The organism is Kitasatospora sp. NPDC085464, assembly GCF_044541955.1.
In the GTDB taxonomy this organism is placed as follows: domain Bacteria; phylum Actinomycetota; class Actinomycetes; order Streptomycetales; family Streptomycetaceae; genus Kitasatospora.
Genome location: NZ_JBITTM010000003.1, coordinates 51357 through 77269 on the forward strand (window position 1 = coordinate 51357; position 25913 = coordinate 77269).

General features: G+C 73.9%; 22 protein-coding genes. 13 read left to right on the forward strand and 9 right to left on the reverse strand.

The features are described from left to right. The first annotated feature begins 8 nt into the window (after positions 1-8). Both ACIGG8_RS03450 and ACIGG8_RS03455 read left to right on the forward strand, forming a co-directional pair. Positions 9-788, forward strand: coding sequence for a DUF1295 domain-containing protein (locus tag ACIGG8_RS03450; RefSeq protein ID WP_396545747.1), 780 nt, complete (start codon positions 9-11; stop codon positions 786-788). Between the two features lie 189 nt (positions 789-977). Then, a complete protein-coding gene (locus tag ACIGG8_RS03455; RefSeq protein ID WP_396545350.1) occupies positions 978-2273 on the forward strand; it encodes an alpha/beta hydrolase family protein in 1296 nt (431 codons plus the stop codon). Positions 2274-2365: 92 nt separating this feature from the next. On the opposite strand, the gene ACIGG8_RS03460 is transcribed toward ACIGG8_RS03455, so the two are convergent. After that, the gene (locus ACIGG8_RS03460; protein ID WP_396545352.1) at positions 2366-3640 is read right to left on the reverse strand and encodes a glycine-rich protein; all 1275 of its coding nucleotides are present in this window, start codon (positions 3638-3640) and stop codon (positions 2366-2368) included. A 190-nt stretch (positions 3641-3830) separates the two neighbouring features. On the opposite strand from ACIGG8_RS03460, the gene ACIGG8_RS03465 reads away from it, so the two are divergent. The 5 genes from ACIGG8_RS03465 (at position 3831) to ACIGG8_RS03485 (ending at position 10819) form a co-directional block, all read left to right on the forward strand. Continuing rightward, a complete protein-coding gene (locus ACIGG8_RS03465; protein WP_396545354.1) occupies positions 3831-4502 on the forward strand; it encodes a TMEM175 family protein in 672 nt (223 codons plus the stop codon). Positions 4503-4800: 298 nt separating this feature from the next. Beyond that, on the forward strand, positions 4801-7362 hold the full coding sequence (locus tag ACIGG8_RS03470; protein WP_396545356.1) for a LuxR C-terminal-related transcriptional regulator: 2562 nt from the start codon (positions 4801-4803) through the stop codon (positions 7360-7362). A 143-nt stretch (positions 7363-7505) separates the two neighbouring features. Then, positions 7506-8489 carry a helix-turn-helix domain-containing protein gene (locus ACIGG8_RS03475; RefSeq protein WP_396545749.1) on the forward strand — a complete coding sequence of 328 codons (984 nt, stop codon included), beginning with the start codon at positions 7506-7508 and terminating at the stop codon, positions 8487-8489. A 269-nt stretch (positions 8490-8758) separates the two neighbouring features. Further along, positions 8759-9799: a zinc-dependent alcohol dehydrogenase family protein gene (locus tag ACIGG8_RS03480; protein WP_396545358.1), complete on the forward strand. Its 1041-nt coding sequence runs from the start codon at positions 8759-8761 to the stop codon at positions 9797-9799. Between the two features lie 630 nt (positions 9800-10429). Then, positions 10430-10819, forward strand: coding sequence for a lytic transglycosylase domain-containing protein (locus tag ACIGG8_RS03485; protein ID WP_396545360.1), 390 nt, complete (start codon positions 10430-10432; stop codon positions 10817-10819). A 183-nt stretch (positions 10820-11002) separates the two neighbouring features. On the opposite strand, the gene ACIGG8_RS03490 is transcribed toward ACIGG8_RS03485, so the two are convergent. From ACIGG8_RS03490 to ACIGG8_RS03500, 3 genes are all read right to left on the reverse strand, one after another. Beyond that, the gene (locus ACIGG8_RS03490; protein WP_396545362.1) at positions 11003-11686 is read right to left on the reverse strand and encodes a hypothetical protein; all 684 of its coding nucleotides are present in this window, start codon (positions 11684-11686) and stop codon (positions 11003-11005) included. Between the two features lie 157 nt (positions 11687-11843). After that, on the reverse strand, positions 11844-12320 hold the full coding sequence (locus ACIGG8_RS03495) for a hypothetical protein (RefSeq protein ID WP_396545364.1): 477 nt from the start codon (positions 12318-12320) through the stop codon (positions 11844-11846). 46 nt (positions 12321-12366) lie between these two features. After that, positions 12367-13860 carry an MFS transporter gene (locus tag ACIGG8_RS03500; protein ID WP_396545366.1) on the reverse strand — a complete coding sequence of 498 codons (1494 nt, stop codon included), beginning with the start codon at positions 13858-13860 and terminating at the stop codon, positions 12367-12369. 114 nt (positions 13861-13974) lie between these two features. Between ACIGG8_RS03500 and ACIGG8_RS03505 the strand changes: the two genes are divergently transcribed. Together ACIGG8_RS03505 and ACIGG8_RS03510 are read left to right on the forward strand one after the other, a co-directional pair. Beyond that, entirely contained in the window at positions 13975-14886 is a 912-nt protein-coding gene (locus ACIGG8_RS03505; protein ID WP_396545368.1) for a helix-turn-helix transcriptional regulator, read from the forward strand. Between the two features lie 191 nt (positions 14887-15077). Then, complete coding sequence (locus ACIGG8_RS03510) at positions 15078-16415, forward strand: hypothetical protein (RefSeq protein WP_396545370.1); 1338 nt, start codon at positions 15078-15080, stop codon at positions 16413-16415. Between the two features lie 186 nt (positions 16416-16601). Here the strand turns inward: ACIGG8_RS03510 and ACIGG8_RS03515 are convergent, their stop codons facing one another. Together ACIGG8_RS03515 and ACIGG8_RS03520 are read right to left on the reverse strand one after the other, a co-directional pair. Further along, entirely contained in the window at positions 16602-17501 is a 900-nt protein-coding gene (locus ACIGG8_RS03515; RefSeq protein ID WP_396545372.1) for a RimK family alpha-L-glutamate ligase, read from the reverse strand. A gap of 144 nt (positions 17502-17645) precedes the next feature. Beyond that, positions 17646-18770, reverse strand: a complete 1125-nt coding sequence (locus ACIGG8_RS03520) for an FAD-dependent oxidoreductase (protein ID WP_396545374.1) — start codon at positions 18768-18770, stop codon at positions 17646-17648. 113 nt (positions 18771-18883) lie between these two features. Between ACIGG8_RS03520 and ACIGG8_RS03525 the strand changes: the two genes are divergently transcribed. From ACIGG8_RS03525 to ACIGG8_RS03535, 3 genes are all read left to right on the forward strand, one after another. Continuing rightward, positions 18884-19606 (forward strand): TetR/AcrR family transcriptional regulator, encoded by a 723-nt coding sequence (locus ACIGG8_RS03525; protein ID WP_396545376.1) that lies wholly within the window; start codon positions 18884-18886, stop codon positions 19604-19606. Positions 19607-19803: 197 nt separating this feature from the next. After that, complete coding sequence (locus ACIGG8_RS03530; RefSeq protein WP_396545378.1) at positions 19804-20445, forward strand: dihydrofolate reductase family protein; 642 nt, start codon at positions 19804-19806, stop codon at positions 20443-20445. A gap of 5 nt (positions 20446-20450) precedes the next feature. Continuing rightward, entirely contained in the window at positions 20451-21293 is an 843-nt protein-coding gene (locus ACIGG8_RS03535) for an alpha/beta fold hydrolase (RefSeq protein ID WP_396545380.1), read from the forward strand. A 207-nt stretch (positions 21294-21500) separates the two neighbouring features. Here ACIGG8_RS03535 and ACIGG8_RS03540 read toward each other — a convergent pair whose 3' ends face one another. Next, positions 21501-21974, reverse strand: a complete 474-nt coding sequence (locus ACIGG8_RS03540) for a MarR family winged helix-turn-helix transcriptional regulator (RefSeq protein ID WP_396545382.1) — start codon at positions 21972-21974, stop codon at positions 21501-21503. Between the two features lie 61 nt (positions 21975-22035). On the opposite strand from ACIGG8_RS03540, the gene ACIGG8_RS03545 reads away from it, so the two are divergent. Then, positions 22036-22392 (forward strand): hypothetical protein, encoded by a 357-nt coding sequence (locus ACIGG8_RS03545; protein WP_396545384.1) that lies wholly within the window; start codon positions 22036-22038, stop codon positions 22390-22392. A 505-nt stretch (positions 22393-22897) separates the two neighbouring features. On the opposite strand, the gene ACIGG8_RS03550 is transcribed toward ACIGG8_RS03545, so the two are convergent. Together ACIGG8_RS03550 and ACIGG8_RS03555 are read right to left on the reverse strand one after the other, a co-directional pair. Continuing rightward, positions 22898-23563: a hypothetical protein gene (locus ACIGG8_RS03550; protein ID WP_396545386.1), complete on the reverse strand. Its 666-nt coding sequence runs from the start codon at positions 23561-23563 to the stop codon at positions 22898-22900. Between the two features lie 273 nt (positions 23564-23836). Next, positions 23837-25753: an OmpL47-type beta-barrel domain-containing protein gene (locus tag ACIGG8_RS03555; RefSeq protein WP_396545388.1), complete on the reverse strand. Its 1917-nt coding sequence runs from the start codon at positions 25751-25753 to the stop codon at positions 23837-23839. Positions 25754-25913: the final 160 nt, after the last annotated feature.

Sequence of the window (25913 nt, forward strand, 5' to 3'; positions counted from 1 at the left end):
TCGCCGTCATGCTCACCGCGTTCGCGGCGGGGGTGCGCACCGGGCGTCACCGCGGGGTGGACGTCGCCTGGGGGCTCGCCTTCACCGCCGTGGCGCTGAGCGGCTTCGCGCTCTCGGACGGTCACGGGAACCCCGAGCGGCGCCTGCTGGCCACCGTCCTGGTCACCGTGTGGGGTCTGCGGCTGTCCGGGCACATCTGGTGGCGCGCCCGCGGTGCCCCCGAGGACCCGCGCTACGCCCGGATGCTCGCCCGCGCCCCCGAGGGGTCGGCCCGCACCCGGTACGCCCTGCGGATGGTCTACCTGCTCCAGGCCGCCCTCGTCTGGTTCGTCTCCCTGCCCGTCCAGGCCGCCCAGTACCTGCCCCACCCGCCCGGCGTGCTCGCCTGGGCGGGCACCGCGCTGTGGGCCGTCGGCCTGTTCTTCGAGGCGGTCGGGGACCGGCAGCTCGCCCGCTTCAAGGCCGACCCGGCCAACCGCGGCCGGATCATGGACCGCGGTCTGTGGCGGTACACCCGCCACCCGAACTACTTCGGCGACGCCTGCGTGTGGTGGGGCCTGTTCCTGCTCGCCGCCGACGCGCCCGTCGGCTGGGCCTTCGTCCTCAGCCCGGTGCTCATGACCTGGCTGCTCGCCTTCGGCAGCGGCAAACCCCTGCTGGAACGGCAGTTGGGCGCGCAGCGGCCCGGCTGGGCCGAATACACCGCCCGCACCAGCGGTTTCGTGCCCCTGCCCCCGCGCCGACCCCCGACGGCCCCGGCCGCACCACCGGCGGGGCCCCGCCCGTGACCGTCTCCGGGCGGTGATCCGGCCTCGGGCGCGGTCGAACGCCCGGATCGGCCGACACCCACGGTGGATCAGGCCCGCGCCCGTTCCGCGTCAACCCGGGGATGTAAACCCCTGGGCCCATGCGAGGTGACGGACAGTCAATCCATGGTCCGATGTTGCCCATCGGCTTCACATGACAGCCTTCCGGGCATGGACACCACGCCGATGGACACCATTCCGACGGACACCGCGCCGAGGGACGCCGCGCCGGTCGTACGCCGTACCGCACCGACCCGCCGCCGCATGCTGGGCGCAGCCATCGCCCTGGGCGCCGTCGCACCGCTGGGCCTCGCCCGCGCCGCCTCGGCCGCTCCCGCATCCGCAGCCGCATCCGCAGCCACCGGCACCGTCCCCGCCGCCCCCGCGCGGCTCACCCTGCCCGCTCCCACCGGCCCCTTCCCGGTGGGCATGGTGCCGCTGCACCTGCGCGACGAGTCCCGGCTCGACCCGAACGCCAGGCCCGGACGGTTCCGCGAGCTGATGGCCACCGTCTGGTACCCGGCCCGGGTAGCGGACGCCGACGCGTACCCGCTCGCCCCCTGGATGACCGCTGGCGCCCTGAAGGCCTTCCTCGACGACGTCGGCTTCCCGCTCGACCCCTCCCTCGCCCCGCTCACCAGCGGTCACCAGGGCGCGCCCGTCCACCGGACCGGCCGGCCGTTGCCCGTCGTGCTCTACTCGCACGGCGCGGGCAGCCACCGCGCCGACCACACCGTCATGGTCCAGGAGTTGGCCAGCCACGGCTTCGCCGTGGTCACCGTCGACCACACCCATGACGGCATCACCGAGTTCCCGGACGGGACCGTCGTCACCCGGGACGGCGTCGCCCCGGGGCTGTACCCGAAGGACTACGCCGCCGACCTGCTCTTCCTCCTCGAACGCGTCGTCGACCTGGCCAACGGACGCAACCCCGACGTCGACGGCCGTGCCCTGCCGACCGGCCTGCTCGGCGGCCTGGACGCGCGGAACATCGGTGTCTCCGGCTGGTCCAAGGGCGGCACCGCCGCCGCCCTCGCCATGGTCGCCGACCCGCGCATCCGCGCCGGCCTCACCCTGGACGGCCGGATGGAGTCGAACCCCGCCGTCACCACCGACATCGACCGGCCGTTCATGCTGATGACCGCCACCTACACCCGGGCCGCCAGCCCGTACGTCGAGACCTTCTGGGGCCACCTGCGCGGCTGGCGCCTCGACGTCCAGGCCGCCGGCGCCGTGCACACCTCGTACGGCGACGACATGACGCTGATCCCGCAGGCGGGCAGGCTCCTCGGCATGACCGAGCAGCAGATCCAGTCCGCGGTCGGCACCCTCGACCCCGACCGCGGCATCCTCATCCAACAGGCCTACCCGCGCGCCTTCTTCGACCTCCACCTGCGCAACCGGCACTGCGGCGACCTGCTCGACGGGCCGTCGAAGGCCTTCCCCGAGGTCGTCTACCACCCGTAGGCCGGGCCCGACGGCGGGCGGCCGCGACGGGGGTGCGGCCGCCCCGGACCGAGAGGGCTCCTGCCGGATCGTCCGGGAGGAGCCCGTCACGGTCAGGAGACCGTCACCGCGATGGTCTCCGGGCTGCCGCTCTGGTAGACGGAGTCACCGCTGTAGACGGCCGTGACGACGTGCACCCCGGGGGTCCGGAAGAAGACGACCCGCCCCGCGGCGGCGCACCTCCTGACGTCGAGGACCAGGCGGGCCGTGCCCAGGGTCGTGCCGGTGGTGGTGTCGGTGAACGTCACCGTGCCGGTGGGCGGGGTCGTGGCGCCGGTGTCGGCGGGGCAGACCAGGTCGTCGAGCACCACCGGCCGGCCCTGCCGGACCTGCTGGGGCAGGGCGATCAGACGCGTCGTCACCGGCTTGCCCGGCGTGGTGTAGCTGATGGTGACGCTCGCTGCGGAGCCGGTCACGGTGGGACCGGTGCCCCCGGCGGGTACGAGGGACGACCCGCCGCCGCCACCACCGGCGCTCCCGAACGGAGAGGTCAGGCCGTTGAGGCTGGCACCGCCCCCACCCCCGTAGTAACCCCCGCCGCCCGCGCCGCCGGTGCCGGCACCGCCGTTGCCGCCGGTTCCGAGCGTGCCGGGCGCGCCGTCCGTACCGCCGGTGGCCACGCCGCCGGCCCCGCCCTGGCCGGCCATTCCCGCCCCGCCGCCGGTTCCCCCGTTGCACGTTCCGTTCGCGCCCGGCTGGCCCGCGTCCCCGCCCTGGCTTCCCGGGCACGACGAGCTGAAGACCTCACCGGCCCCGCCGCCGCCCGCGGCCACGACGAGGCGGGAGTCGGTGGTGGTGAGGGGGGTGGTGCGGGGCTGGGTGCGGACGTCGGAGGCCCCGCCTCCGCCGCCGCCGAATCGGGCCGTACCACCGCCGTTGAAGCCGCCGATGCACGGCGAGAACACGTAGCAGGCGGAGGTGTCGAGCGTGGGGGTGCCGCCGACCTCGACGTAGAGGGTCTGTCCGGCGGACAGTCCGGTGAGCGTGCCCGATACCTGCGCGCCGCGGCCGCCGGGCGTGTTGTTGACGCCCTCCTTGCCGCCGGCCGCGCCGATCGCCGTGACGTCGACCTGGGTGACGCCGCTCGGGACGGAGAACGTCTGCTCGGCGCCGGTGAAGGCGAAGGTACAGGTGGTGGTGGGGCCCGAGACGGTGCAGGTGCCCTGGGCGTGGGCGGCCCCGGTCAGCGCCAGCGGGGCGATGCCCGCCATGCAGAACAGGCCGGCGGCGATGGCCAGCGCCCGACGCCGGCGGGCTGCCGGACCGCTGCGGGGCGCGCCTGCGCCTGCGCCCGGCAGACCGTCGGTAGGCGGCAGTGTGGACGTCACGATCTGCTCCCTGAAGAGAAGGGGGTTCCTGTCGGCAGGAGGTTGCCGCCTTCACCCTGGGCCAGACGGCGAGGGCCGCGAGCGGCACGTGGCCTGACACACCGCCGACGTCACCCCGGCGGGTCTGCGCCGGCCCCGGTCCAGGAGAGTTGTCCCCGGCCGGCGTCATCGACCTTCCACCGGAGACCCCATGAGCACCCCCGCGCCCGAACCGTCCCGCCGGGACACCACCGACTTCAGCACCGCCCGTCTGGAGGCCTTCAGCGACGGCGTCTTCGCCATCGCCATCACCCTGCTCGTCCTGGACCTGAACGTTCCCGAACCCGACGGCCTGCACGGCCAGAGCCTCGCCGGGGCCCTGTCCCACCAGTGGCCCTCCTACTTCGCCTACCTCGTCAGCTTCCTCGTCATCGGCATCATCTGGATCAACCACCACGCCATGTGCGCACTCGCGCGCCGCGTCGACCGGCGGACCCTCTTCGCCAACCTCTTCCTCCTCCTCACCGTCTCCGTCATCCCCTTCCCCACCCGCCTGCTCGCCACCTACCTCACGGCGGAGGACACCGACGCCCACACCGCGGCCGCCGTCTACGCGGCCACCATGGTCGCCATGGGCCTCGCCTTCACCCTGCTGTTCCTCTCCTTCACCCGCGACGCGCGCGCCCTGCGCACCCCCGTCCCCCGGGCCGACGTGAACGCCGCGATGCGCCGGTTCAGCCTCGGCGGCCTGGCCTACCTGGCCACGGTCGGGATCGCCTACCTCAGCCCCGTCGCCATGCTCGCGACCCATGCCGTCCTCGCCGTCTACTACTGCTTCGACCAGCTGGCACCCGTCCGACGGGCTCCCGCGACGCCGCACTGACAGCGGTCGGGCGGACCACCGTCCGCGACCGGACCGCCCGACGGAATGACCGATATGCTCCGACGCTCGTGCACCTCGTCCGTTCGTTCGAACGGACGACGGTCCCGCCTTCGTCACACTGCTTCAGGAGTTCCATGGTGATCGGTCGTCAACAGGAGCGGGCGGTCATCGCCGACGCGCTCTCCCCCCGGTCGGCGTCGCCCGCCGTCCTGCTGCTCGGGGAGGCGGGGGTGGGCAAGACCTGCTGCTGGACACCGCGGTCGAGGAGGCCGAACGCGAACGCTCCCGCGTCCTGCGGGTGCGGGGTAGCGTCGCCGAGAGCGAACTCGCCTTCGCCGGCCTCCACCAGCTCCTGCTGCCCGTCCTCGACGACGGGGTCGACGGCCTGCCGGCCCGCCAGCGGGCCGCCCTGCTCGGTGCCTTCGGGCTCGGTGAGGACCTCACCCCACCGGACCCCATGATGGTGAGCCTGGCCGTGCTGACGCTCGCCTCCCGGATCGCGTCCACGGGCCGGCTGCTGCTCGCCGTCGACGACGCCCAGTGGCTCGACCCGGGAAGCTGCCAGGTCCTGGGCTTCCTCGCGCGCCGGCTCGCGGGCGAGTCGATCGCGCTGCTGGTCGCGGCCCGCGGCACCCACCGGCCCGACTGGCTGGACTCGACGGTGCCGCAGGTGGTGGTCGCTCCGCTGTCCCCGGCCGAGGCGGAGGAACTGCTCGGCGCGCAGCCCGAGCCGCCCGTCGGCCCGGCCCGGCGCCAGGTGCTGGCCACCGCCGCCGGCAACCCCCTCGCGCTCATCGAACTGGCCCGGCAGGCGGCGCGGGACGGTCGCCTCCCGCCCATGGGGCCGGTGCCGGTCACCGACCTGCTGGAGAGCACCTTCGCCGCCCAGGCCGACGGATTGCCGCAGGCCACCCGCGAGGCGCTGCTGATCGCGGCCGCGGCGGAGGGCGCGGCCCTGTCGGACGTCCTGGCCGCACTGCCGCCGGGCTCCGACGTGGCGGTGTGGCTGCCGGCCGAGCAGGCGGGGCTGGTGCACGTGCGGGCGGACCGGATCGAGTTCCGCCACCCGCTGGTCCGTTCCGCCGTCTACGGCGCCGTCCCGTTCGCCGAACGGCGGCGCGCGCACCTGGCGCTGGCAGCCGCGCTCGCCGGCGACCCCGACCGGCGGGCCTGGCAGCTGTCGGCGGCGACGGTGGCCCCCGACGCCGCGGTCGCCGCGACCCTGGAGGCCACCGCCATGCGCACGTTCGGCCGGGGCGCCGTCGCCGAAGCGCTGGCCGGTCTGGAACGGGCCGCCCAGCTCCACCCGGACACGGGCGAGCGGACCAGACTCCTGTCGACCGCCGCCTACACCGCCGTCCTGGTCGGGGACCTCGACCGGGCCGAGGCCCTCGGCGCCCAGGCCTCGCACCTCACTCCCGATCCGGCCGCGACCAGCTGGATCAGCGCCATGAACGGGCTGGTCGCCATGCTGATGCTGCGTCTGGAACGGGCCTTCGCCCTCGTCGTCGGCGAGGAGGTGCCGGCCACCGGGCCGCTCGCCGAGGACGTGTCCACCATCGCGACCGGGATCGTCTACCACTCGGGCATCGCCGCCCAGCGGGAGCGGATCCGGCCGATGCTGGCGGCCCGCGCGGCGGAGGGCGGCGAGGCGCTCGGCCGGCCGTTCCACCTGTGGGACATCGGCGTCACCGACCCCTTCACCCACGGGAACACCGTGCGCGCCCTGCTTCCCGCGGCCGCTGCCGCACCCGGCCTGATCCCGACCGAGACGCACACCCTCGGTGTCCTCGGCATGCTGCTGGACGAGACCGAGACGGCGGTGAGCCTGCTCGGCGACATGGTCAATCCGCAGTGGGAGGACGCGGCCGACTTCCACGGCGGAATGACCGCCGCGGACCTGGCCTGGGCCAACTTCGACTGCGGGCGGTGGGCCGACGCACGCCTGGGCGTCGAACGGCTCGCGGAACGCTTCCTGGCCGGGCACCGCAACCTCGGCTCGGCGCGGGCACTCACCGCCCTCGCCACCGTGTGCGCCGTGACCGGCGAGCCCGAGACGGCGCTGCGCCACGCCTCGGCGGCGCTGGCCGTCACCGAGCCGGCCCGGGCGCTCGCCACCGTCGTCCGGGCCCGCCGGGCGGCCGCGCTCGCCGCCACCGCCCTCGGTGACCACCACGCCGCCCACCTGCACCTGAGTTCCGTCTTCGACGGCTCGGGCGTACCGGTGCACTACCACCTGTCGTGCTACGCCGTCGCCGACCACGCGGCGGCCGCCGTCCTCACCGGTCACGCCGGGCAGGCCCGGGCCGCCCTGGAGCAGGTGAGCGCCGCGGTCGGCGCGGGAGCCTCGGCGCGGCTGCGGCAGATCCTGCTCCGGGCCACCGCGCTGCTGGCCGAACCGGCCGCCGCCGGGGCGCACTTCCGCGCGGCGCTGGAGGATCCGGCCGGTCAGCGCTGGCCGTTCGAACGGGGCCAGGTCTGGCTGGAGTACGGCGAGTGGCTGCGGCGGCAGCGGCAGATCGCGGATGCCCGGACGGCCCTGACGAAGGCCCGTGAGATCTTCGACGGACTGGGCGCCGGCCACTGGGCGGCACGGGCCGAGGCGGAACTGCGGGCGGCGGGCATCACCGTCGAGACGGCCCGGCACAGCGCGCTGCGCTCCCTGACCCCGCAGCGGCAGCGGATCGTACGGCTCGCGGCGCAGGGCCTGACGAACCGGCAGATCGGCGAGCGGCTGTTCCTGTCGCCCAGGACCGTCGGGACCCACCTCTACCAGGTCTTCCCGGCCCTCGGCGTGACCTCGCGCAGCCAGCTGCGCGACGTCGTGGAGCGGGAGGCCGGCCCGGGGCCCGGCCTGTGACGACGCAAGTCATGTGACGGATGGCCGGGGCGCCGACCGGCCCGAGAGTGGGTGGGAGAACCACCCGCACTGCACACGGAGCCCTCATGTCCGTCACCCTCGTCACCCTGCCCCCGCACACGTCCCCCGCGACGTCACCTGCGATGTCCCCCGCGACGTCACCCCGCGACCGCGCCGGACACTGGCACGCGCTGGTGTCCGGCACGTTCGTCCCGCTCGACCTCATCGCGCACGAGGACGTCTGCCCGGCCGGGACGATCACCAGCCGGCGCCTCGGCCCGCTCCGGATATCCGAGGTCGAGGCGGGCCCGCAGACCGCGTCCCGCAGCAGGCGCCGCATCTCCCAGGGCGGCGCGGAGTTCCTGACGGTCACCCTCCAGCAGCGGGGCACCGCCCGGCTCACCCAGGACGGCCGGCAGGCGCTGGTGGGACCGGGCGCCTTCACCTGCTCGGACGCGGGCCGTCCCTACCGGCGGGAGCATCCCGAACCCTTCCGCTTCACCGCGTTCCGGCTGCCCAAGGCGGCCCTCGGGGTGACCGACGACGAGCTGCGGGCCGTCACGGGGACGGTGTTCAACGGCAGTTCGGGAACCTCCGGGCTGATCGCCGGCTACCTGAACCGGCTCGCCGCACAGGCGGCGGACTTCGACCCCGGCACCGGACACCGGCTCGCCCTGACCACCGCCGACCTGCTGGCGGTACTGGTCCGCGAGCGTCAGGGCCGGGCGGTCCGGCAGCCCGCGGAGGCCGCGCGGGGGATGCTCGCCCGGATCGAGGACTACATCCTGCGTCACCTGGGCGACCCCGACCTCTCGCCCGCCCGGATCGCCGAAGCGCACCACATCTCGGTGCGCTACCTGCACAAGCTGTTCCGCGCCGAGGGGACGACGGTCGGCCGCTGGGTGCAGCGCGAACGGCTGGACCGCTGCCGGCGCGAGCTGTCCCGTCCGGCCCGGACGATGCCGGCCATCTCGGCGGTGGCCCACCGCTGGGGCTTCGTGAGCCCCTCGCACTTCAGCCGGTCCTTCCGGACGACGTACGGCATGTCCCCGCGCGAGTGGCAGGCCACCACCCGGCTCCGGCCCGCGGCCCCCGGCGCAGCAGCGCCCTCCGGAGCCGGCGCGTGACGCCGCGCGTGATGCCGGCGGGGCGACCACCGCAGTCGGCGGCCGGCCCACGGTTCCGCCGTCCTGCGGCGCTGCCGTCCGCGGCGCACGCTGGAGGTAGCGGCCGCTTCGCCCTCGTGACCGGCCTCGACCGCCGGATCCTCCCGGCCACGTCCCGCGCCGCGCCGCCGACCGATGGGCACCCACCCGCCCGCCGCGCTCGGCACGGGCGGCTCCGACCCGGCCGGCCTGACGGCGGCAAGCAGGCGGCGGACAGGCGGGAGGCAGCGATGAACACGGCGGGCGCCGTACCGGGGACGACCGAGGGCTGGGTGGTGGACCGCCCCGGGCCGATCGGCCCGGCACACCCGGCGCCGCTGGTCTGGGAGCGGCGGCCGCTGGCCGCCCCCGGGCCGCACGAGATCCTGCTGGAGGTGGAGGCCTGCGGCGTGTGCCGCACCGACCTGCACCTCGCCGAGGGGGACCTCGCCCCTCGGACGGCCCGGTGCACGCCGGGGCACGAGGCGGTCGGGCGCGTACGGGCGGCCGGCCCGGCGGTCGAGGGCTTCGCCGTCGGGGACCGGGCCGGGGTGGCCTGGCTGGCCGGGACCTGCGGCCACTGCACGTACTGCCGGAGCGGGCGGGAGAACCTCTGCCCCGGTTCGCGCTACACCGGCTGGGACCGGCACGGCGGCTACGCCGGACACGTCGCCGCGGACGCCCGGTTCGCCTACCGGCTGCCCGAGGGCCCGCCGGCCGAGGAACTGGCTCCGCTGCTGTGCGCCGGGATCATCGGCTACCGGGCCCTGGAGCGGGCACAGCTGCCGGCGGGCGGACTCCTGGGCATCTACGGATTCGGCGCCTCCGCGCACCTGACCGCCCAGGTCGCCCTGGCCCGGGGCGCCCGCGTGCACGTGTTCACCCGCGGCGCGAACGCGCGGCGCCTGGCCCTGGAGCTCGGCGCCGGTTTCGCCGGTGACTCCTTCGACCCGCCGCCGGAGCCGTTGGACGCCGCCATCCTCTTCGCGCCGGTCGGCGAACTCGTGCCGGTCGCCCTCGCGGCCCTGGACCGCGGCGGCACGCTCTCCGTCGCCGGCATCCACCTCAGCGACATCCCGGCCCTGAACTACCAGCGGCACCTCTTCCAGGAGCGGACGCTGCGCAGCGTCACCGCCAACACCCGGGCCGACGGCCTGGCGTTCCTCGCGGAGGCGGCCCGCACCCGCCCGGCGGTCCACGTGACCCGCTACCCCCTACGCCAGGCGGACACGGCACTCGCGGACCTCGCCGCCGACCGCGTGACCGGCGTCGCGGTGCTCGTCGCACCGTAGGCGTCGGCCCGGCAGCGGACGGTCTCCCTCGGTCCCGGCAGCGGACGGTCTCCCTCGGTCACGGCACCGGCTCGGCGAGCGCGTGTCGGTGCCACCGGGTGGTTGCCGACCGTCACCTCGATGTGAGCTGGATCCCCTCCGGCCGGGTGTCGGACCGGGGTGGCCCGTGACGGTCGTCACGCGCTCCACGCACCTCCTACCCTTCCTAGTGGATCGCTCCCCCCGTCCCGCCGCCGGTGTCGAACTGGCCGGCCACGGCCCCTGCCACGCTGCCGTGCGTGTGGCCGGAGCCCCACTGTTTCCCGGCGCAAACCGGCAAAGACTGACGTAAATGTCCGAATATATCCAGGTTTGCCTGCCTGAACGGCGGGTATCGAGCCGGCCTCCGCCGGGCACGTCCACCTGGCTCGACTACGACGCAGCGTCGTAACGGGCACCCCTTGGACCCGGGCCCCGAGCCCGCTAACAATGGCTGAGTCGCCAGCTGCGGCGGTGGTCCGATCCACTGCCGCAACTTCCGCCGGCGGTCACCATCCGTGACCGCCCCGGTGTCGACTCCCGCCCGCCGGCCCTGCCGGGCCGGCCGAGCCGCGGGACGAGGCACCCCCATGATTGAGGTCGAACTCCCACATGCCCGTGATCGCCACCCGCATGCGCAAGTCCGCCGCCCTGCTCACCGCCGCCGCCGGCATCGCCGTCATCGGCGCCGCCGTCGTCCCGACCGCCGCCTCGGCCACCACGCCGCAGGAGCTGGCCGCGAGCATCGTCCCCGCCGACCAGCTCGCCTCCTTCAGCCAGATCATCTCCCACGAGAGCGGCTGGAACGTCACCGCGACCAACCCCTCCTCGGGCGCCTACGGCCTGGGCCAGGCCCTGCCCGGCAACAAGATGGCCTCCGCCGGCGCCGACTGGAAGACCAGCGCCTCCACCCAGATCAAGTGGGCCTACGACTACATGAACGGCCGCTACGGCAGCCCGAACGCCGCCTGGGCCTACTGGCAGATCCACCACAACTACTGACCGGCCCCACACCCGCCGGTCACCCGCACGCCCCGCGACGGACGCCACAAGCCGAATCCGGGGCCGCCCGGGACCACCTCCGAGGGGCCCGGTGCGCACACCACGCGCACCGGGCCCCTCGGCGTCGTCCACGGCGCCGCACCCACCCGGGCCCGGCCACGCGATCGCGCGACCCGGCATCGATCAACGCACGGAGCGCGGCCGACTCGTGGCGCCGAACCCGGCGCTGCCCGGCCGGCCCGCCCGCAGGGGCAGCGGATCGCGCAGCCTGGCCACGTACCGCCGGTACGCCCGCGCCTCGGCCGTGGCACCCTCGACGGCGGCGAGGCGGTCCGGGAACAGCACGCCGCCCGCGTGCAGTCGGGCATCCGTCCCGAACCGGTTGCCGTGCAGACGGCCCGTTGTCAGCCGACCCCGGTTCCCCGGTACGACCGCGGACCGGCCGGCCACCACCGGGCCACGGTTGACCTGGAACCAGACCTCGCGCTGGTTCCCGAACAGCACGACACTCTCGCGGAGATCGCGCACGTCGGTGTACACCTCGAAGTCCCAGTCGCCCGGGGCTCCGCCCGAGCCGTGGTTCCCGCGGAGGTGGTGCATGAACCGGGGCAGGCCGACGGACGCACCGAACGGAATCACCGCGTCGGCATACGGCTCACCGTCGACGAAGTGGATCCTGAACTCCAGCCCGTACAGCCGCCCGTGGACCCTGTTCCTGATGCAGAGCGAGAACGTGTCCGCGTCGCCGTGGCCGGCGCGGCTCTCGGCAGAGACGTGCCGGCTCAGGTACTCGAACGACAGTGTCTCCGGATCGGCCAGGAGGCCGGGGATCCGTTCGACCGAGCCGTGCACCAGATAGAGGCGCATCAGGTCCACCGGATGCGTCTCGTGTGCCAGCCGCGTCAGGAATCCATCGGAAAAGCCGTCCCGCACAGGTGTCTCCCATCGTCACGTGCGGCCGCCGGCCCCTCAGGACCGTCGACTCCTCAGGACCGTCGACTCCTCAGGACCGTCGACCGGCAGGTCAGCCGGCCTCGGAGCCGACGGCCGGAACCGGGCTCACATCCGGGAGGGCCCAGCCCGGCCTTCGGTCGGGCTGGGGACCGGCGAGGACCTGGACATCGAACGGGCTCAGGTCGTTGCCGTGGTTCCGGGCGGTGAATCCGGCCGCCGACAGGATCGCGATCATCGCGTCGGCCATGGCGGCCTCGACCTCTCCGCAGTGCCGGATCGCCTCGGTGACCCCTCGTTGATGCATGGCGTCAGCTATGACATTGCTCCGCAGCTGGGGACCGACCCTCCAGGTCACGACGACTTCCGGATCCCCCTCGTCGAAGAAGAGGAGGTCCGCCATGTCGACGATGACCTCCGCACCGACGGCCACCTCGACGGCCAGACCGGGCGCGACCACCGGCAGCCCGGCCGCGGCGAGCTCGTTACGGACCCGCTGGGCCAGCCGCTCGTAGTCGGCCCGCACGCTCTCCACACCCGTCTCCACCATGCCCGCAACCTATCCGGCCGCTCTGACACGAAGGGCTGCGGCGGCGTCACGGCTGCTCGGCGGTGCGGTGGGGTGCGAGCGCGAGGTGGGTGAGGACCGCGCCGAGCGTGGACAGGGCCGCCAGGACGAGGCCGAGCGTGTGGAAGGCGCTGGTCAAGCCTTCTGCCAGCGCTGCGTGATGTGCTCCGGCCACCTGTCCCTGGACGGCTCGCCCGGCGATCCGGGTTGCCGAGGCGGAGGGGAGGCCGCCGCCGTGGAGCCGGGTGGCGGTGAGCGTGGTGAGCAGGGCCGCGGCGCCCGCGACGGCGACGGACTCGCCGGTGATGCGCATCGTGTTGAAGATGCCTGCCGCGGCTCCGGCGTTCCGGACCGGGACGGTGCTCACGGCGGCGTTGTCCATGACCCCGAACGCCAGTCCCACGCCGACGCCGAAGGGCAGCAGGGGGAGCGCCAGTTCCGCCCACGATCCGTTGCTGTGCAGGGTCACCAGGAGCAGGGATCCGATCGCGATCAGTGCGGAGGCACAGGTCAGCACCGTTCGCACGGAGGTGCGGGCGGCCAGGTGACCGGCGGCGAGCGGCAGGAGCAGGACCGGGGCGGTCATCGGCAGCAGGAGCAGGCCGCCGGCCACGGCGGTGCGGTCGGCGACGCCCTGGAGGTAGGCGGGCAGGTAGACCAGCAGGATGACGAAGCCCAGGGTGACCGTGAAGGGTTGGCAGACCACCGCGACGAATCCGGGTCTGCGGAACAGGCGGACGTCGAACATCGCGCGCTCCCCCAGCCGGACTTCGACCGCAGCGAACAGCGCGACCAGCGCCACGGCCGCCGCGAGCAGCAGCAGGGTGCTCGGTGCGCTCCAACCGGCGGATCCGGCGCGGACGAAGGCGAAGGACAGGCAGGCCAGCCCGGCCGTGAAGGCGACCAGCCCGGCCACGTCGAGGGCGGGCCGGGCGGGGTTGCGGGATTCCGGGGCCCGGGTGGCGCACAGCCACGCGGGGACGGACATCGCCGCGACCAGGACGAACACCGACCGCCAGCCGGCCGACTCGACCAGCGCTCCGGCGAGCAGCGGCCCGATCGCCAGGCCCGTACCGAAGGAGGAGCCGAGGATGCCGAAAGCCAGCTGCCGGCGCCGCCCGGACGTGGAGTGGGCCAGCACCGCTGCTCCCGAGGCCAGCACGGCCGCGGCCCCGCACCCCTGGACGGCCCTGGCCGCGTCGGCCACGGCCATGGAGGGTGCCAGTGCGACCAGCAGGGACACCGCTCCGACCAGTGCGATGCCGGTCAGCAGGACGCGGCGCCTGCCGAGCCGGTCGGCGAGGCTGCCGGCCGCGAGCGGCAGCGCGGCGAAGGTGATGTTGAAGGCGTTCAGCATCCACTGTGCGGCACCGACCGAGGAGCCCAGGTCGGAGGCCATGTTCGGCAGGGCCACGGCGGCCCCGGTCACGGAGAACGGCAGCATCATGCTGGCGGACCCGACCGCGACCACCGTGGGCCAGTAGCCGCGCCCGTGAACATCGGGAGAGGAAGGTGTGGACATGCCCTCGATCGTTCGCAACCGGCGCCGGCGGATGAAGAGAGCGCCGTTCCCTGGGACTGACAGGGCCACCTTCCGACCGGTGCACCCCTGCCGATGCCCCCCATACTGGGGCGCATGGCCGACCCGATCATGATCGCCGGCAGCCTCGGCGACTACCTCCGCGCCCGGCGAGCCCTGGTGTCACCCGCCGACGCGGGCCTGCCGGCGACCGGCCGGCGCCGGGTGCCCGGCCTGCGCCGCGAAGAGGTCGCGGAGCTCGTCGGGCTGAGCACCGACTACTACGTCCGCCTGGAACAGGGGCGCGCGGACCGGCCCTCCGACGCGGTCCTGGACGCACTCGGCAGGGCGCTGCGGCTCGGGCCGGCCGAGCGCGCCCATCTGTACGACCTGGCCCGGCCGCCCCGCCGTGCCGCGGCGAGGGCAGCGGCCGGTGGACGGGCGGACGGGCTGCGGTCCACCCTGCGGCAGGTGGTCGAGGCCGTCCCGACCGCCCCCGCCATGATCATGAACGACCGCAACGACGTCCTGGCCTGGAACCGACCGGCAGCCGCGCTGATCGCCGACTTCCCCAACCTCCCGCCGCGCGAACGGAACATGGCCCGCCGGATCTTCCTGGACCCCGACGCGCGAGAGATCCACCTGGACTGGAACGAAGCCGCGCGCACCACGGTCGGCATCCTGCGCATGGCCGCCGGACGCCACCCGCACGACCCCGAACTCGTGCGCCTGGTCGGCGAACTGTCGCTGGGCAGCGAGACCTTCCGCAAGCTGTGGGCCACCCACCACGTCCACGAGAAGACCCATGGTCCCAAGCGCTTCCGGCACCCCGCGGTCGGAGAGCTGACGCTCGGTTACGAGTCCTTCCAGGTCCCCGGCGCCGCCCACCACCTCCTCGTGATCTACACGGCCCCGCCCGGAAGTCCGGCGGAGGAGGCGCTGAACCTCCTCGGCAGCCTCACCGCCTCCCGGACCGCCTCCCGGACGGCTCCCGTCATCACTCCCCGGGCGGGGAGCACGGCGAGCTGACCGTCCGGGTCCTTGTGGCGGACCGTCGGCGGGCCCCTGGCGGACCGTCGGCAGGTGCACGGCGGACGGCCGGCGGAGCAGTAGCGGACCGTCGGCAGGTGCACGGCGGACGGCCGGCGGAAACCGGGTTGCCCGGGCGGCGGCCCGTCGACGATCATCCTGAGGTCCTGACACCCCGACCCCGGAGACACATGGCCACCGAACTGTCCGAAGCCCGGAAGCTCTTCGAGTCCGGTGACTCGCAGGGATCGATGCGGGTGCTGCGCTCCGCCGCAGACCGCCTCCCGCCCGCCGAGACCGCAGCGCTGGTGGCCGAGTTGGCCAGGGGCGCCGGCTTCGAGGACCTGGCCGAGGCTTCGACAGCGCTGGCGGCCGGGCCCGGGCAGGCCGACCGGCTCTACGCCTACGGCTACGCCTGCGTCGAGCGCGGCATCGACGCGGTGGCCGTCCCCGCGCTGCGGGAGGCGCTGCGCCTGGTCCAGGCATCGCCCGCCCCCGCGGCCCGCACCGGCCTGTTCCGCCGCAAGCCCAAGGAGCAGAGCGGCCGACAGCCCGGTCTGCGCAAGGTGCTGCTGGAGCTGGTGTCCGCCCTGGAGGGCTGCGAGCGGCACACCGAGGCACTGGCCGTGCTGCGCGAGCACGACGCCCGCCTCGGCGACTGGCCCGACCGGTACCTGACGGTCTACAACGCGCTGATGGCCGGCCGGATATCCCTGGCCCGCGAGGTTTACGAGGCGCTGTCGGCCCCGGAGGGGGTCTGGGTCGGCCCGGGGCAGCGGGTCGGGCGGATGCTGGAGCGGGCCGCGGCCCTGCCTCCCGCCGACGACCGGGACCTGCGCGGCTGGCACCACGTGCTCACCGGTGGCCTGCTCACCACCCTCTCCCCGCACGGCTACGACCAGGGCATGACCGGCCGCTGGGCGTACCTGCAGGACGACTTCGACCAGTGCCGCCACGGTCTGGAACGCCTGCGCACCGTGCTCGCCGCGACCGGCCGCAAGCCCGCGTCGGTCGCCCTACTGACCGACCGGGGCAGCCGGGCCCTCGGACTGGCCGCGGCGCAGCTGCTCGGCGTGCCGGCGGCGCCGTTCCGGCCGGGGCAGCCGGACGTGCTGGTGGTCGCGTACGACCTGAACGAGTGCGATCCCGCCGAGGTGGCGCAGCTGCGCGAACGGGCGGAGGGCCAGCTGCTCTTCGAGCACGCCACCTGCTGGACCGACCCGCCCGCGGTCACGGCCGACGTGTCCACCCTGCTGGGGCAGATCGTGAACGCCCCGTGGGAGCCCGGCCTGCAGTTCGGCGAGGACGGCGAACCGGAGGAGGCCGGGCCCGACCGGCGCTCGGCCGAGGAACTCGCCGAGGCGATCCTGGCCGCCGCTCCGACCGCCCCGGCGGGGGACGGTCAGACCCCGCCCGACGGGGACGACGTCCTCACGGCCTTCGTCACCCGCGCCACCGGCTGGCCCGCCGCGGGCCCGCGTGACCGCATCGGCTCGGCCGGCCCGGTCCGGAGCTCGCGCTTCGCGTGACGGCCCGACCCGGCCGCTCCGGTCCGCGGACAGGGCCGTGACCTGTCCGCGGACCGGACCGGTGGGTCCGGTGCCTCACCCCGCCCCGCCCTGCCGCCGCTGCTCGCGCTCCTCGTACCGGCGCTCCAGGTCCTCGTCCGCGCGAGCTGCGTTGCTGCCGTCCAGCTGCCCCGACTCTCCGCAGGGTCAGCGCCGCTGTGCTCCGGCCCGCGCCGCGACGGCTTCGGTGAGGCGCCCCGGTCCTTCCGCACTGGTCCGGAGGAACAGGTTCGGTTCGATGAGCTCCAGTTCCAGGACGACCGGTTCCCCGGCGTTGTCCAGCACCAGGTCCACCCTGGCGAACAGCAGCGCGCCGGGCGACGGGACCGCGGCCAACGCCGCCGATGCGGTGCGGAGTTCGGCCTCGGTCGGCCGGTACGGTGCGACGCCGAGGTGCGGCACCCGGTCGTTGTCGATCACACCGGGCTCCGTCAGCAGGGGGTCCTTGCGGATCGCGTGGCTGAAGGCACCGCCGATGAAGATCAGCGCGCGTTCTCCCTCCGCCACCCGAGGCAGGTACGGCTGGACCATCACGCTGCGGCCCTGCTCCAGCAGCATCCGGGCATGACGGGCGGCTTCCGCGTGCCGGCCGGGCTCGTAGCGCGCGGTGTCCACGGCGCCCGCGGAGACCGCCGGCTTGACCACCACACCGTCCGCCCCGCCGAAGTCCGCCGGGGTGCAGGCGCTTCCGGGGTCGAGGAACCGGGTCGGCACGACGGCGACCCCGCTCCGGGCGAGCTCCCCCAGGTAGTGCTTGTCGCTGTTCCAGCGGACCACGGGCGCGGGGTTCCACAGCCGGGTGGCGCCCGCCGTGGTGTCCGCCCAGGCCAGGAACTCGTCGAGCCGTTCCACGTAGTCCCAGGTCGATCGGATGACGGCCAGGTCGAACCGGCCCCAGGCCCCGGGGTCCGCGTTCACGTCCGCGTCCCACACCACCGGCTCCGCCGACAGCCCACCGGAGCGCAGCGCGTCCACGATCAGCGGGAGGTCCACGTCGTATTCGAGGCCGACCCCACTGGTGACGACAGCAACCCGCGCAGCACTCATGCAACTCTCCCGCCGAAGACCCCGGCCGCACCGGGAAGGGGCGGCGCCCGCACAACGGCTGCGATCATGCCATCACCACCCCCGTGGCAGCCCGTCCGCACCGCACCGCTCCTCAGGACGGCTCCGCTTCTGGACGGCTCCCTTTCAGGACAGCTTCGCCTCCGGGGCGAAGGCGGGCAGCTTCGCGAGACTGCTGCGCACGGCCTCGGCGCCGTACTCGAACATCTGCCGCTCGTAGTCGCCGACCGCGTCGAGCAGGTCCCGGCGGCCTTCGTCGGCCTCGATCAGGCGGCGGCGCAGCAGGTCGGCGTCGCGCAGCGCGGTGTTCGCGCCGTTGCCGCCGGTCGGGGAGGTGGCGTGGATCGCGTCGCCGAGCAGCGTGACCGGGCCGGACGCCCAGCGCTCACCGGGCTTGACCACCCGGATGGACAGCAGCGTGCTGTTGTCCGGGTCGGCCTGCTCGATCAGCGCGCGCAGCTGCGGGTGCCAGCCCTCCGTCCTGGCCAGCGCGGCGTCCTGCGCGGTCAGGCCGCCGAGCGAGCCGTTCGGCGGCAGGATCATGGCCCAGCGCACGTAGTCGCCGATGTCGGGCAGCGTGACGTCGGGGGCCAGGTGCTCGGCGGCCTGCTTCGGCGGGGTACGGAAGCGCATCGCGCCGAGCAGCAGGCTGACGCCGTCGCCCGTGATCTTCGAGCCGTAGGCCCTGGACAGGTCGGCGAACTCGTCGGTCAGCGGGGTGCGGCCGATGACGAACCGGACGCCGGTGTCGGTCGGGGTGGTCTGCGGCGACAGCACCCCGCGGACCGCGGAGGTGACGCCGTCGGCGCCGACGAGCAGGTCGGCGGTGGCCGGGTCGCGGCGGGCGAACCGGGCCCGCACCGTGCCGTCGGCCGCCAGGTCGTAGCCGGTCAGCGCGGCGTCGGTGTGCACGGTGAGGCCGGTCAGCAACAGGTGCCGCAGCACCTGCCGGTCGACCACGATGCCGGTCCGGCCGGCGCCGAGCCTGCCGATCTCGTTCAGCTGCGGGTCCAGGACCAGCTGCTCGGCGGAGGCATTCGTGACGATCTCGTCCAGCAGCGCGTGCCAGCGCGCCGGCAGGCAGTCGCGCACCGCCTGGAAGCCGATCGGGTCCAGCACGAGCCGGTAGCCCTGGAACCGCGCGACGATCCCCGGGTCGCGCTCGAACACCTCGGCCTCGATCCCGGCTCCGCGCAGACCCTGCGCGAGCGCCAGGCCTCCCAGACCGGCTCCGACAACGGAAACTCGCATCGCACACCTCCGGGACATCGTGCACCTCCGGGACATTGCGACGAACTTAGTTCGTCCTGACGTTCTAAGTTCTACTCAACGAACTTAGTTCGCGTCAAGGTATAGTGATCGGCATGTCCCCCGATCCCCGCCAGAGCCGCGCGGCTCGCCACGCCCGACCCGCAGCGGAGCCCGCGTCGGCACCCCGCAGGAAGCCGATCACCGTCGAACGGATCACCGACGCCGCCCTGGAGGTCGTCGCCACCGAGGGGTACGACGCGCTGACCATCCGCCGGGTCGCCGCCGTGCTCGGCACCGGTCCGTCGTCGCTGTACGCGCACATCGTCAACAAGGACGACATCGACGACCTGCTGATCGGCAGGCTCTACTCCCGGGTCGTGCTCCCCGCACCCGACCCGGCCGCCTGGCGTGAGCAACTGCTCGGGGTGTACGCACAGATCCGCGACCTGTACCTGGAGTACCCCGGGATCTCCCGCGCCGCGCTGGCCTCGGTGCCGACCAACCTGGAAACGCTGCGGGTCGGCGAAGGAATCCTGGCGATCCTGCTCACGGGCGGCATCGAACCGAGGGCCGCCGGATGGGCCCGCGACGCGCTGTCCCTCTACGTCAGCGCCTACGCGCTGGAGCAGTCGCTGGTGCGGCAACGGCGCCGGCAGCAGCACCAGGAATGGGTGCTCAGCCACGAGGAGTTGCTGGACCGCTTCACCGCCCTGCCCGCCGAGGAGTTCCCGCAGACCCGACGCCACGCCGCCGAGCTGATCTCCGGCACCGGACACGACCGCTTCGACTTCGCCCTCGGCCTGATCGTCGACAACCTGCGGCCCACGTCCGGCTGACCCGAGGGGTACCGGGCACGGCGATCCGCTTGGCACCGCGATCCGCTTGGCACAGCGACCCGCGGGTGCCCGGTCGAGGCCGCCCCGGGGGCCGTGGTGGGCAGGTGCGGAAACCGGATGCCCGAGCAGCGATGAGTTTCGCCGCCCGGGCCGGTCTACATCCCGACCGGAACGACCCACTCATCGGGAGTACAGACATGGGCCTGATCCACATCGAACTGTTCACCACCCTCGACCTCGTCGGGCAGGCGCCCGGCGGCCCCGACGAGGACCCGATGGGGTTCCCCTTCGGCGGCTGGCAGGTGCCCCTGCTGAACGAGGCCACCGGGGCGCAGATCCTCGCCGCGTACGAGGGCACGGACGCCCTGCTGCTCGGGCGGCGGACGTACGACATCTTCGCCGCGCACTGGCCGCACCAGAAGGACGGCGAGATCGCCGAGCTGTTCAACCGGGTGCCGAAGTACGTGGCCTCCCGCGGCACGCCCGACCTCCCGTGGGCCGGCTCCACCCGGCTCGGTCCGGACCTGCCCGCCGCGGTGCGCGAGATCCGGGACCGGCACGAGCACGTGAAGGTCGTCGGAAGCCTCGACCTCGTCCAGACCCTCCTGCGCGAGAAGCTCTTCGACCGCCTCGACCTCTGGGTGCACCCGATCGTGCTCGGCGTCGGGAAGAAGGTGTTCGACGGCGGCGCGGTGCCCACCAACCTCACCCTCCTCCAGCCCCCGGCAGCCGGCCCCCAGGGCACCCTGTACCTGCGCTACGGACTCGCCGACGGCACCCCCCGCACCGGCGACATGAACGCACCCGACCGAGGCCTCGGGCACGACGGAAGCCGGTGATCCCGATGACCACCGTCAACACCCGTGGGATCGCCCTCGGCATCGAGTCGTTCGGTGACCGGGACGCACCACTGATCCTGCTCGCGGGCGGGCCGACGATGCTCTCCTGGCCCGACGCGTTCTGCGAGCGCCTCGCCGCCGGCGGACAGCGTGTGGTGCGCTACGACCTGCGTGACAGCGGGCAGTCCACGACGGAGGATCCGCAGTCGCCCGCCTACACCCTGCGCGACCTCGCCGCCGACGCCGCGGCCCTCGCCGGTGCGCTCGGCGGGGCGCCCGCGCACCTCGCGGGAATCGGCGTCGGCGGCATGGTCGCCCAGGTGGCCGCGCTCGACCATCCGGACGCGGTCCGCGCGCTGACCCTGGTCGGCACCCGCCCGGTCGCCCCCGGCCCGCCCGACGACGACCTCCCCGACCACGACCGGGCGGTGATGAGCCGGCTGTTCGCGCGTCCGATGCCGGACTGGGCCGACCGCGAGGCGGTCGCCGCGTTCGCCGCGGCCGGCGCGGAGATCCTCGGCGACGATGCCGAGGCCGCTCGCGCCACCGCCGCGCGCATCTGGGACCGTACCCCCGGCACCGCGCCCCCGGTCCAACTCGCCAACCAGCTGGGCCTGGTGTTCTCCGGCCTCGACTGCACACCCCGCTGGCGCGAACGCCTGCCCGGGATCGGCGTCCCCACGCTCGTCGTCCACGGCCGGCGCAACCGGTTCTTCCCGGTCGGCAACGGCGAGGCGATCGCCCGCGCGATCCCCGGGGCACGGCTGCTCGTCCTCGACGAGGCCGCCACCGCGCTCCCCGAGACCGCGGTCGGCGACGTCACCGCCGCCATGCTCGCACTCCGGTAGCGGCCGGAAGGCTCACGCCTGCTCCGCGCCGTCCGCCCCCGGGCCGGGCGGCGCGGAGCAGCGGCCGACGCCGCCCTGCCCGCGGTGCCGACTGTCGGGTGGCGGCACAACGGTGCCGCATGACACCCCGATTCCGCCGCCGCCTTCGTCCCTCGGCCTCCGTGGACTCTCCTCGCGACGGTGCAGGGCTGGTCAGGCGATTCCGTCTCACTCCGTCGGCAGACCTGCCTCGGCTGCGAGGACGGCGAGGGCCTGCTGCAGTGCGGTGAGCTGGGCCGGCGTCAGGGCGGCGGTGAACTGCCGGTCGAGGGTCTGCGCGGTGGCGGTGCACCGGGCGAGGAGTTCGCGGCCCTCGTCGGTGAGGGTGAGGATCTGGCGGCGGCGGTCGGCGGGGTCGCGGACCCGTTCGACGGCGCCCAGGTGTTCGAGGTGGTCGGCCAGCGAGACGACCAGGCTGGGCACCACTCCGAGTCGGGCGGCCAGGTCCTGTTGCGACGCTGACGTCGCGTGAGTGAGGGCGACCATCAGGCCGACGTGCTTGGGCTTGAGGCCCAGTGGCTCGACCGCGGCGGCGAAGCGGTCGGCGGCGACCGTCCCGAGCGTGCCGAGCTTGAACACCACGGTGCCGGGGATGCCTGCGCCCTCGGCGCCGGCCGGCCGGCCACCCTTGACTTCATCCATGCCTCGAAGCATACAATCGCCATAATGATTCACAGCTCGAATGATTTGATAAGAGAAGAACATGCAGATCGTACTGGCGAGCCTCAACGCCGCCGTCGCCCTGCTGTCGGGGGTCTCGTCCCTGGTCGGCCTGGCCCGGCCGTCCCTCGCACTGGCCGAAGGCGAACAGCTCGGCCCCGGCGGGGCGTTCTTCCTCGGCGCCTACGCCGCCCGGGCACTGCCGCTGAGCCTGGTCACCCTGGTCGCGCTGGCGGCAGGGCCCGCAACCGCGCTCCCCCCGGTGCTGGTGGTGTCGGGGCTGGCCCAGGTGGGCGACGCGGTGCTCGGCGCCCGACGGGGCAACCGGCCGATGGTCGCCACCTGCATCGTCCTGGCCCTGATCCACCTCGTCTCGGCCGGCTGGCTCCTCACCCGCTGAGGCCCCCCGACGACCCGTCCGCCCACCCGCCGACCCGCCATCACCCCGGCCGGGCCTGAGGAATCGGAAGGACCATCGAGTTCCGCTCGCTGCGGCAATCGGGCCGCCGCTCGGTCCGGATCCGTCAGGGGCCGACCCACGCGGCAGCTCGGCCACGGGAGGCCGGCCACGGCGGCGGGAGGCGTGGTTGGACGGCGGCCCCGACTGCGGTGGGGGCCGCCGTGCCGGGAATGCCAGACCGGCGAACCCGTCGCGAACAAGGCTTTGACCTGGGATTTTACGGCCGCGGACATGTCATCCGGAGCGCGGCGCTCCGGACTCCGCCCCCGTCCCGCCGCCCGCCGGGGTGCCGGCGGACCCGGGTGGGGGGCGCCGAGGAGCCGGACCGGCGGGCGGCGGGACGGGCCGCCGACCGATCCGACTCCCGGTCGCCGTGCTCGCCGTGCTCGCCGGGACACGGTCGACAAGGCGTCCGGACGGGCGAGCGAGGACCTCGCGGGAGGGGTCAGGGGTTACAGGTGGCGGGGGTGGTCGAGGTGTTGGGCTCGGTGCACAGGGGGCCGAGGCCCGTGACGGCGTTGGGGCGGGTGATGAAGGCGAGCGGCCCGGCGTTGTGCTCGCCGTTGAACGGCGTGCTGCCGGTGAAGCCGCAGGGCGCCGCGTCGGCGGGGCTGTTGAACCAGAACCCGACGTGGAAGGTGTTGGTGGGCGGCAGGCCCGCGTCCGGGTCGAAGCCGAAGATCTGGTCGAGCAGGATGGTGCGGATCCGGGCCCGGCCGTCCCCGTGGTGGTCGGTGTGGAGGTCGGACTGGTACCAGGCCAGGCCGAAGCTGCCGGTGAACGAGGGGTCCGGGCTCCCGTCCGCCAGCTGGTTGCTGCGCTGGACCGTGAACAGGTCGAAGTCGAGGTCGGGCTTGAAGCCGTGCAGCTGGATGTCCATGGTGTCGTTCAGTTCGCCGCGGCGGACCTCGGCCTCGACGCGCGGAGTGCTGCCGTTGCCGGCCAGGCACGGCAGGAACGTGGCGTTGGGGAACAGGCGGAACTTGGTCGTGTCGTTCGCACCGTTGTGCGGTGCGACAGCGCTGGCGGTGCCCGTGCCGGAGAGGGTGAGGGCGGCCAGTGCCAGCGCGAGCCCGAAGGCGCGGCCCGGGCGGAGCCGGTGCAGGGACATGAGTCTCCTTCCAGAGAAGATGACACTCTGAGTAGCTGAAAGTCACATACTGTGACCCGGCTCCAACCTGTACCACCCCGTCGCACGGCAACCGCTCCGGCACGCCGTCCGGCCACGACCGACGCGTCCCTGACAGGCCATCGGGCTAAGCCTCGCCGCGCGGGTGGCCGGAGTGCCGGCGCGGAGCCCGTTGCGCCGACCGGGTACGGCACGGGCCCGGGCCACCGTGTGGTGGCCCGGGCCCGGGTGGCGGCGCGGCACGCGCCGGGCCGGTCAGCCCTCCTGGGTCTCGTGCCAGGGCTCCGGGGAGTGCGGGTCGAGGTCGATCCGGAACTCCAGGCAGTTCACCTCTTCCACGTTCTGCGCATGGTCGACCGAGCGGTACTCGACCTGGTGCCGGCCGTTGCCGCTCACCGTGAACGGCCCGGTGTAGGGCGTCCACGCGCCGCCGTCGACCCGGTAGTCGGTCATGGCGACGCCGCTGATGTCGTCGGTGGCGTCGAGGGTCACGGTGACGTCCGAGTGGAAGACGCCGTGCCGGTCGGGGTGCGGGTGGGTGCGTGCCGTGGTGACCGGCGGGAGCGTGTCGAGGGGCAGCTCCATGACGGCGTCGTCCATCGTCATCTCGTTCTCCTCGGTCGGCGCCGGGACGCCGTTCGCGCCGGAGTGGGCGATCGAGCCGCCGCGCAGCTGGATGCTGCCCCAGTCGTCGTGGCCGGGCAGCAGGGTCTGCACCGTGTCGTTGTTGGTGTCGAACGCGACGGTGTTCTGGCTGATCATGCCGTCGCAGTTCCAGTCGACCTGGCCGGCGCCCGACTGGACGGTGACGAACCGCGAGCCCTGCTTGGTGTTCGGGCACCAGTGCGCGACGTCGTAGCCCGAGGTGCTGGGCGGGAACTGGCGCTCGTTCAGCGTGGGCTCGTTCAGCGTGCCCACCTGCCGGGAGTAGTCCATGATCCCGGTGGTCGTGCCGATCGACAGGCCGCCGAGCTGGTAGGAGTAGTTCATCACGCTGAAGTACTGCGGCTGGTGGTTGGGCGTGTCGGCGTTCCCGGCGTGCTTCAGGCCCAGGTTGTGCCCCAGCTCGTGCATCAGGGTACCGGCCTGCTGGTCGAGGTCGCCGACCTGGTTGGCGAAGCTGCCCAGGGTGACGATGAAGTCGCTGCTCGGGGCCCCGGCGGCGATGCCGCTGTAGGTCACGCCGGGCTGCAGGTTGTGGGCCGAGATCGCGTAGTGGAAGATCGAGCTCCGGCCGGTGCTGATGAAGCCGCCCTTGGCCGTCTTGATCTTGTTGAAGTCGTCCCAGAGGTAGCGCCCGTTGGCGTCCACCGTCCCGAGGTTGGCCGCCTCGGTCTGCTTCTTCGCCTTGCTGAGCGTCCCCCAGGTGGTGTTCTTCGAGAAGTCGAGGATGCTGTCCGGGCCCTCGTCGACGTGCAGGTTGATCCCCGTGGTCGGGCTGTGCCGGTTGTACGGGGAGTTCTTGAAGGCGTCGACCACCTTCCTGATCGCGTCGCTGGTGAGCGCGTGGCTGTGGGTGTCGTCCGCCATCCAGTCGACCTGGACGAAGATGTCCGGCTTGTTGACGTCCGCGCCCATCGCCTTGAGGTCGATGAACTGCGCGGGGCTGCCGTCGCTGGGCTGGATCGTGACGCCGTTGCGCTTCCAGTCGTCCGGGATCCCGTCGCAGGTGGTGGAGTTGCAGTCGACGGTGAAGGTGACGGGGGTGAAGGGGTCGGTGCCCCCGGTGTGGCTCACCACGTAGCCGGTGGGCGCGGTCTCGGTGAAGGTGTTCGGCTCGTCGAGCGGGGCCGGGACGTTCCAGCCGAGCGTGACCACGGCGCCCTGGCTCTCGCCGGCCACCTGGTAGGTGACGGTCCCCGACGCGCCGGCGGAGCCCCTGCACACGCCCACGTTGAACTGTCCGGTGCCGCCGAGGGCGGCGAGCCGGGCCGGCGGGTTCGTGTTGGCGCACCCGTCGGTGATCTGGAGGTTGACGAAGGTCAGGTCGCGGTCGCTGCTGTTGACGAGGTTCACTCCGAGCAGGCCGCCCGCCCGGCGCGCGGCCGCCGCGGGGGTGATGGCCGCGACGAGGGTGAGCAGGGCGAGGGCCAGCACGAACAGGGGCGCCGGGCTGGGGTGTCGGAGGAACCGTGGGAGCACGGTGGCACCGGGAGGACGATCTGCAGTCATGGCATCACGCTAGGTGTCCGGCCGTCGCGAACCTGTCATGCCCCGTCGGACAGTCACCCCGACGGCGGCCAGCCGGGAGCGGGCGGCCGCGTCCGTCGCGGGCGGCGGCACGTCCGCTCCCGGTCGGCGGCACCGTCCGCTCCCGGTCGGCGGCGTCGGA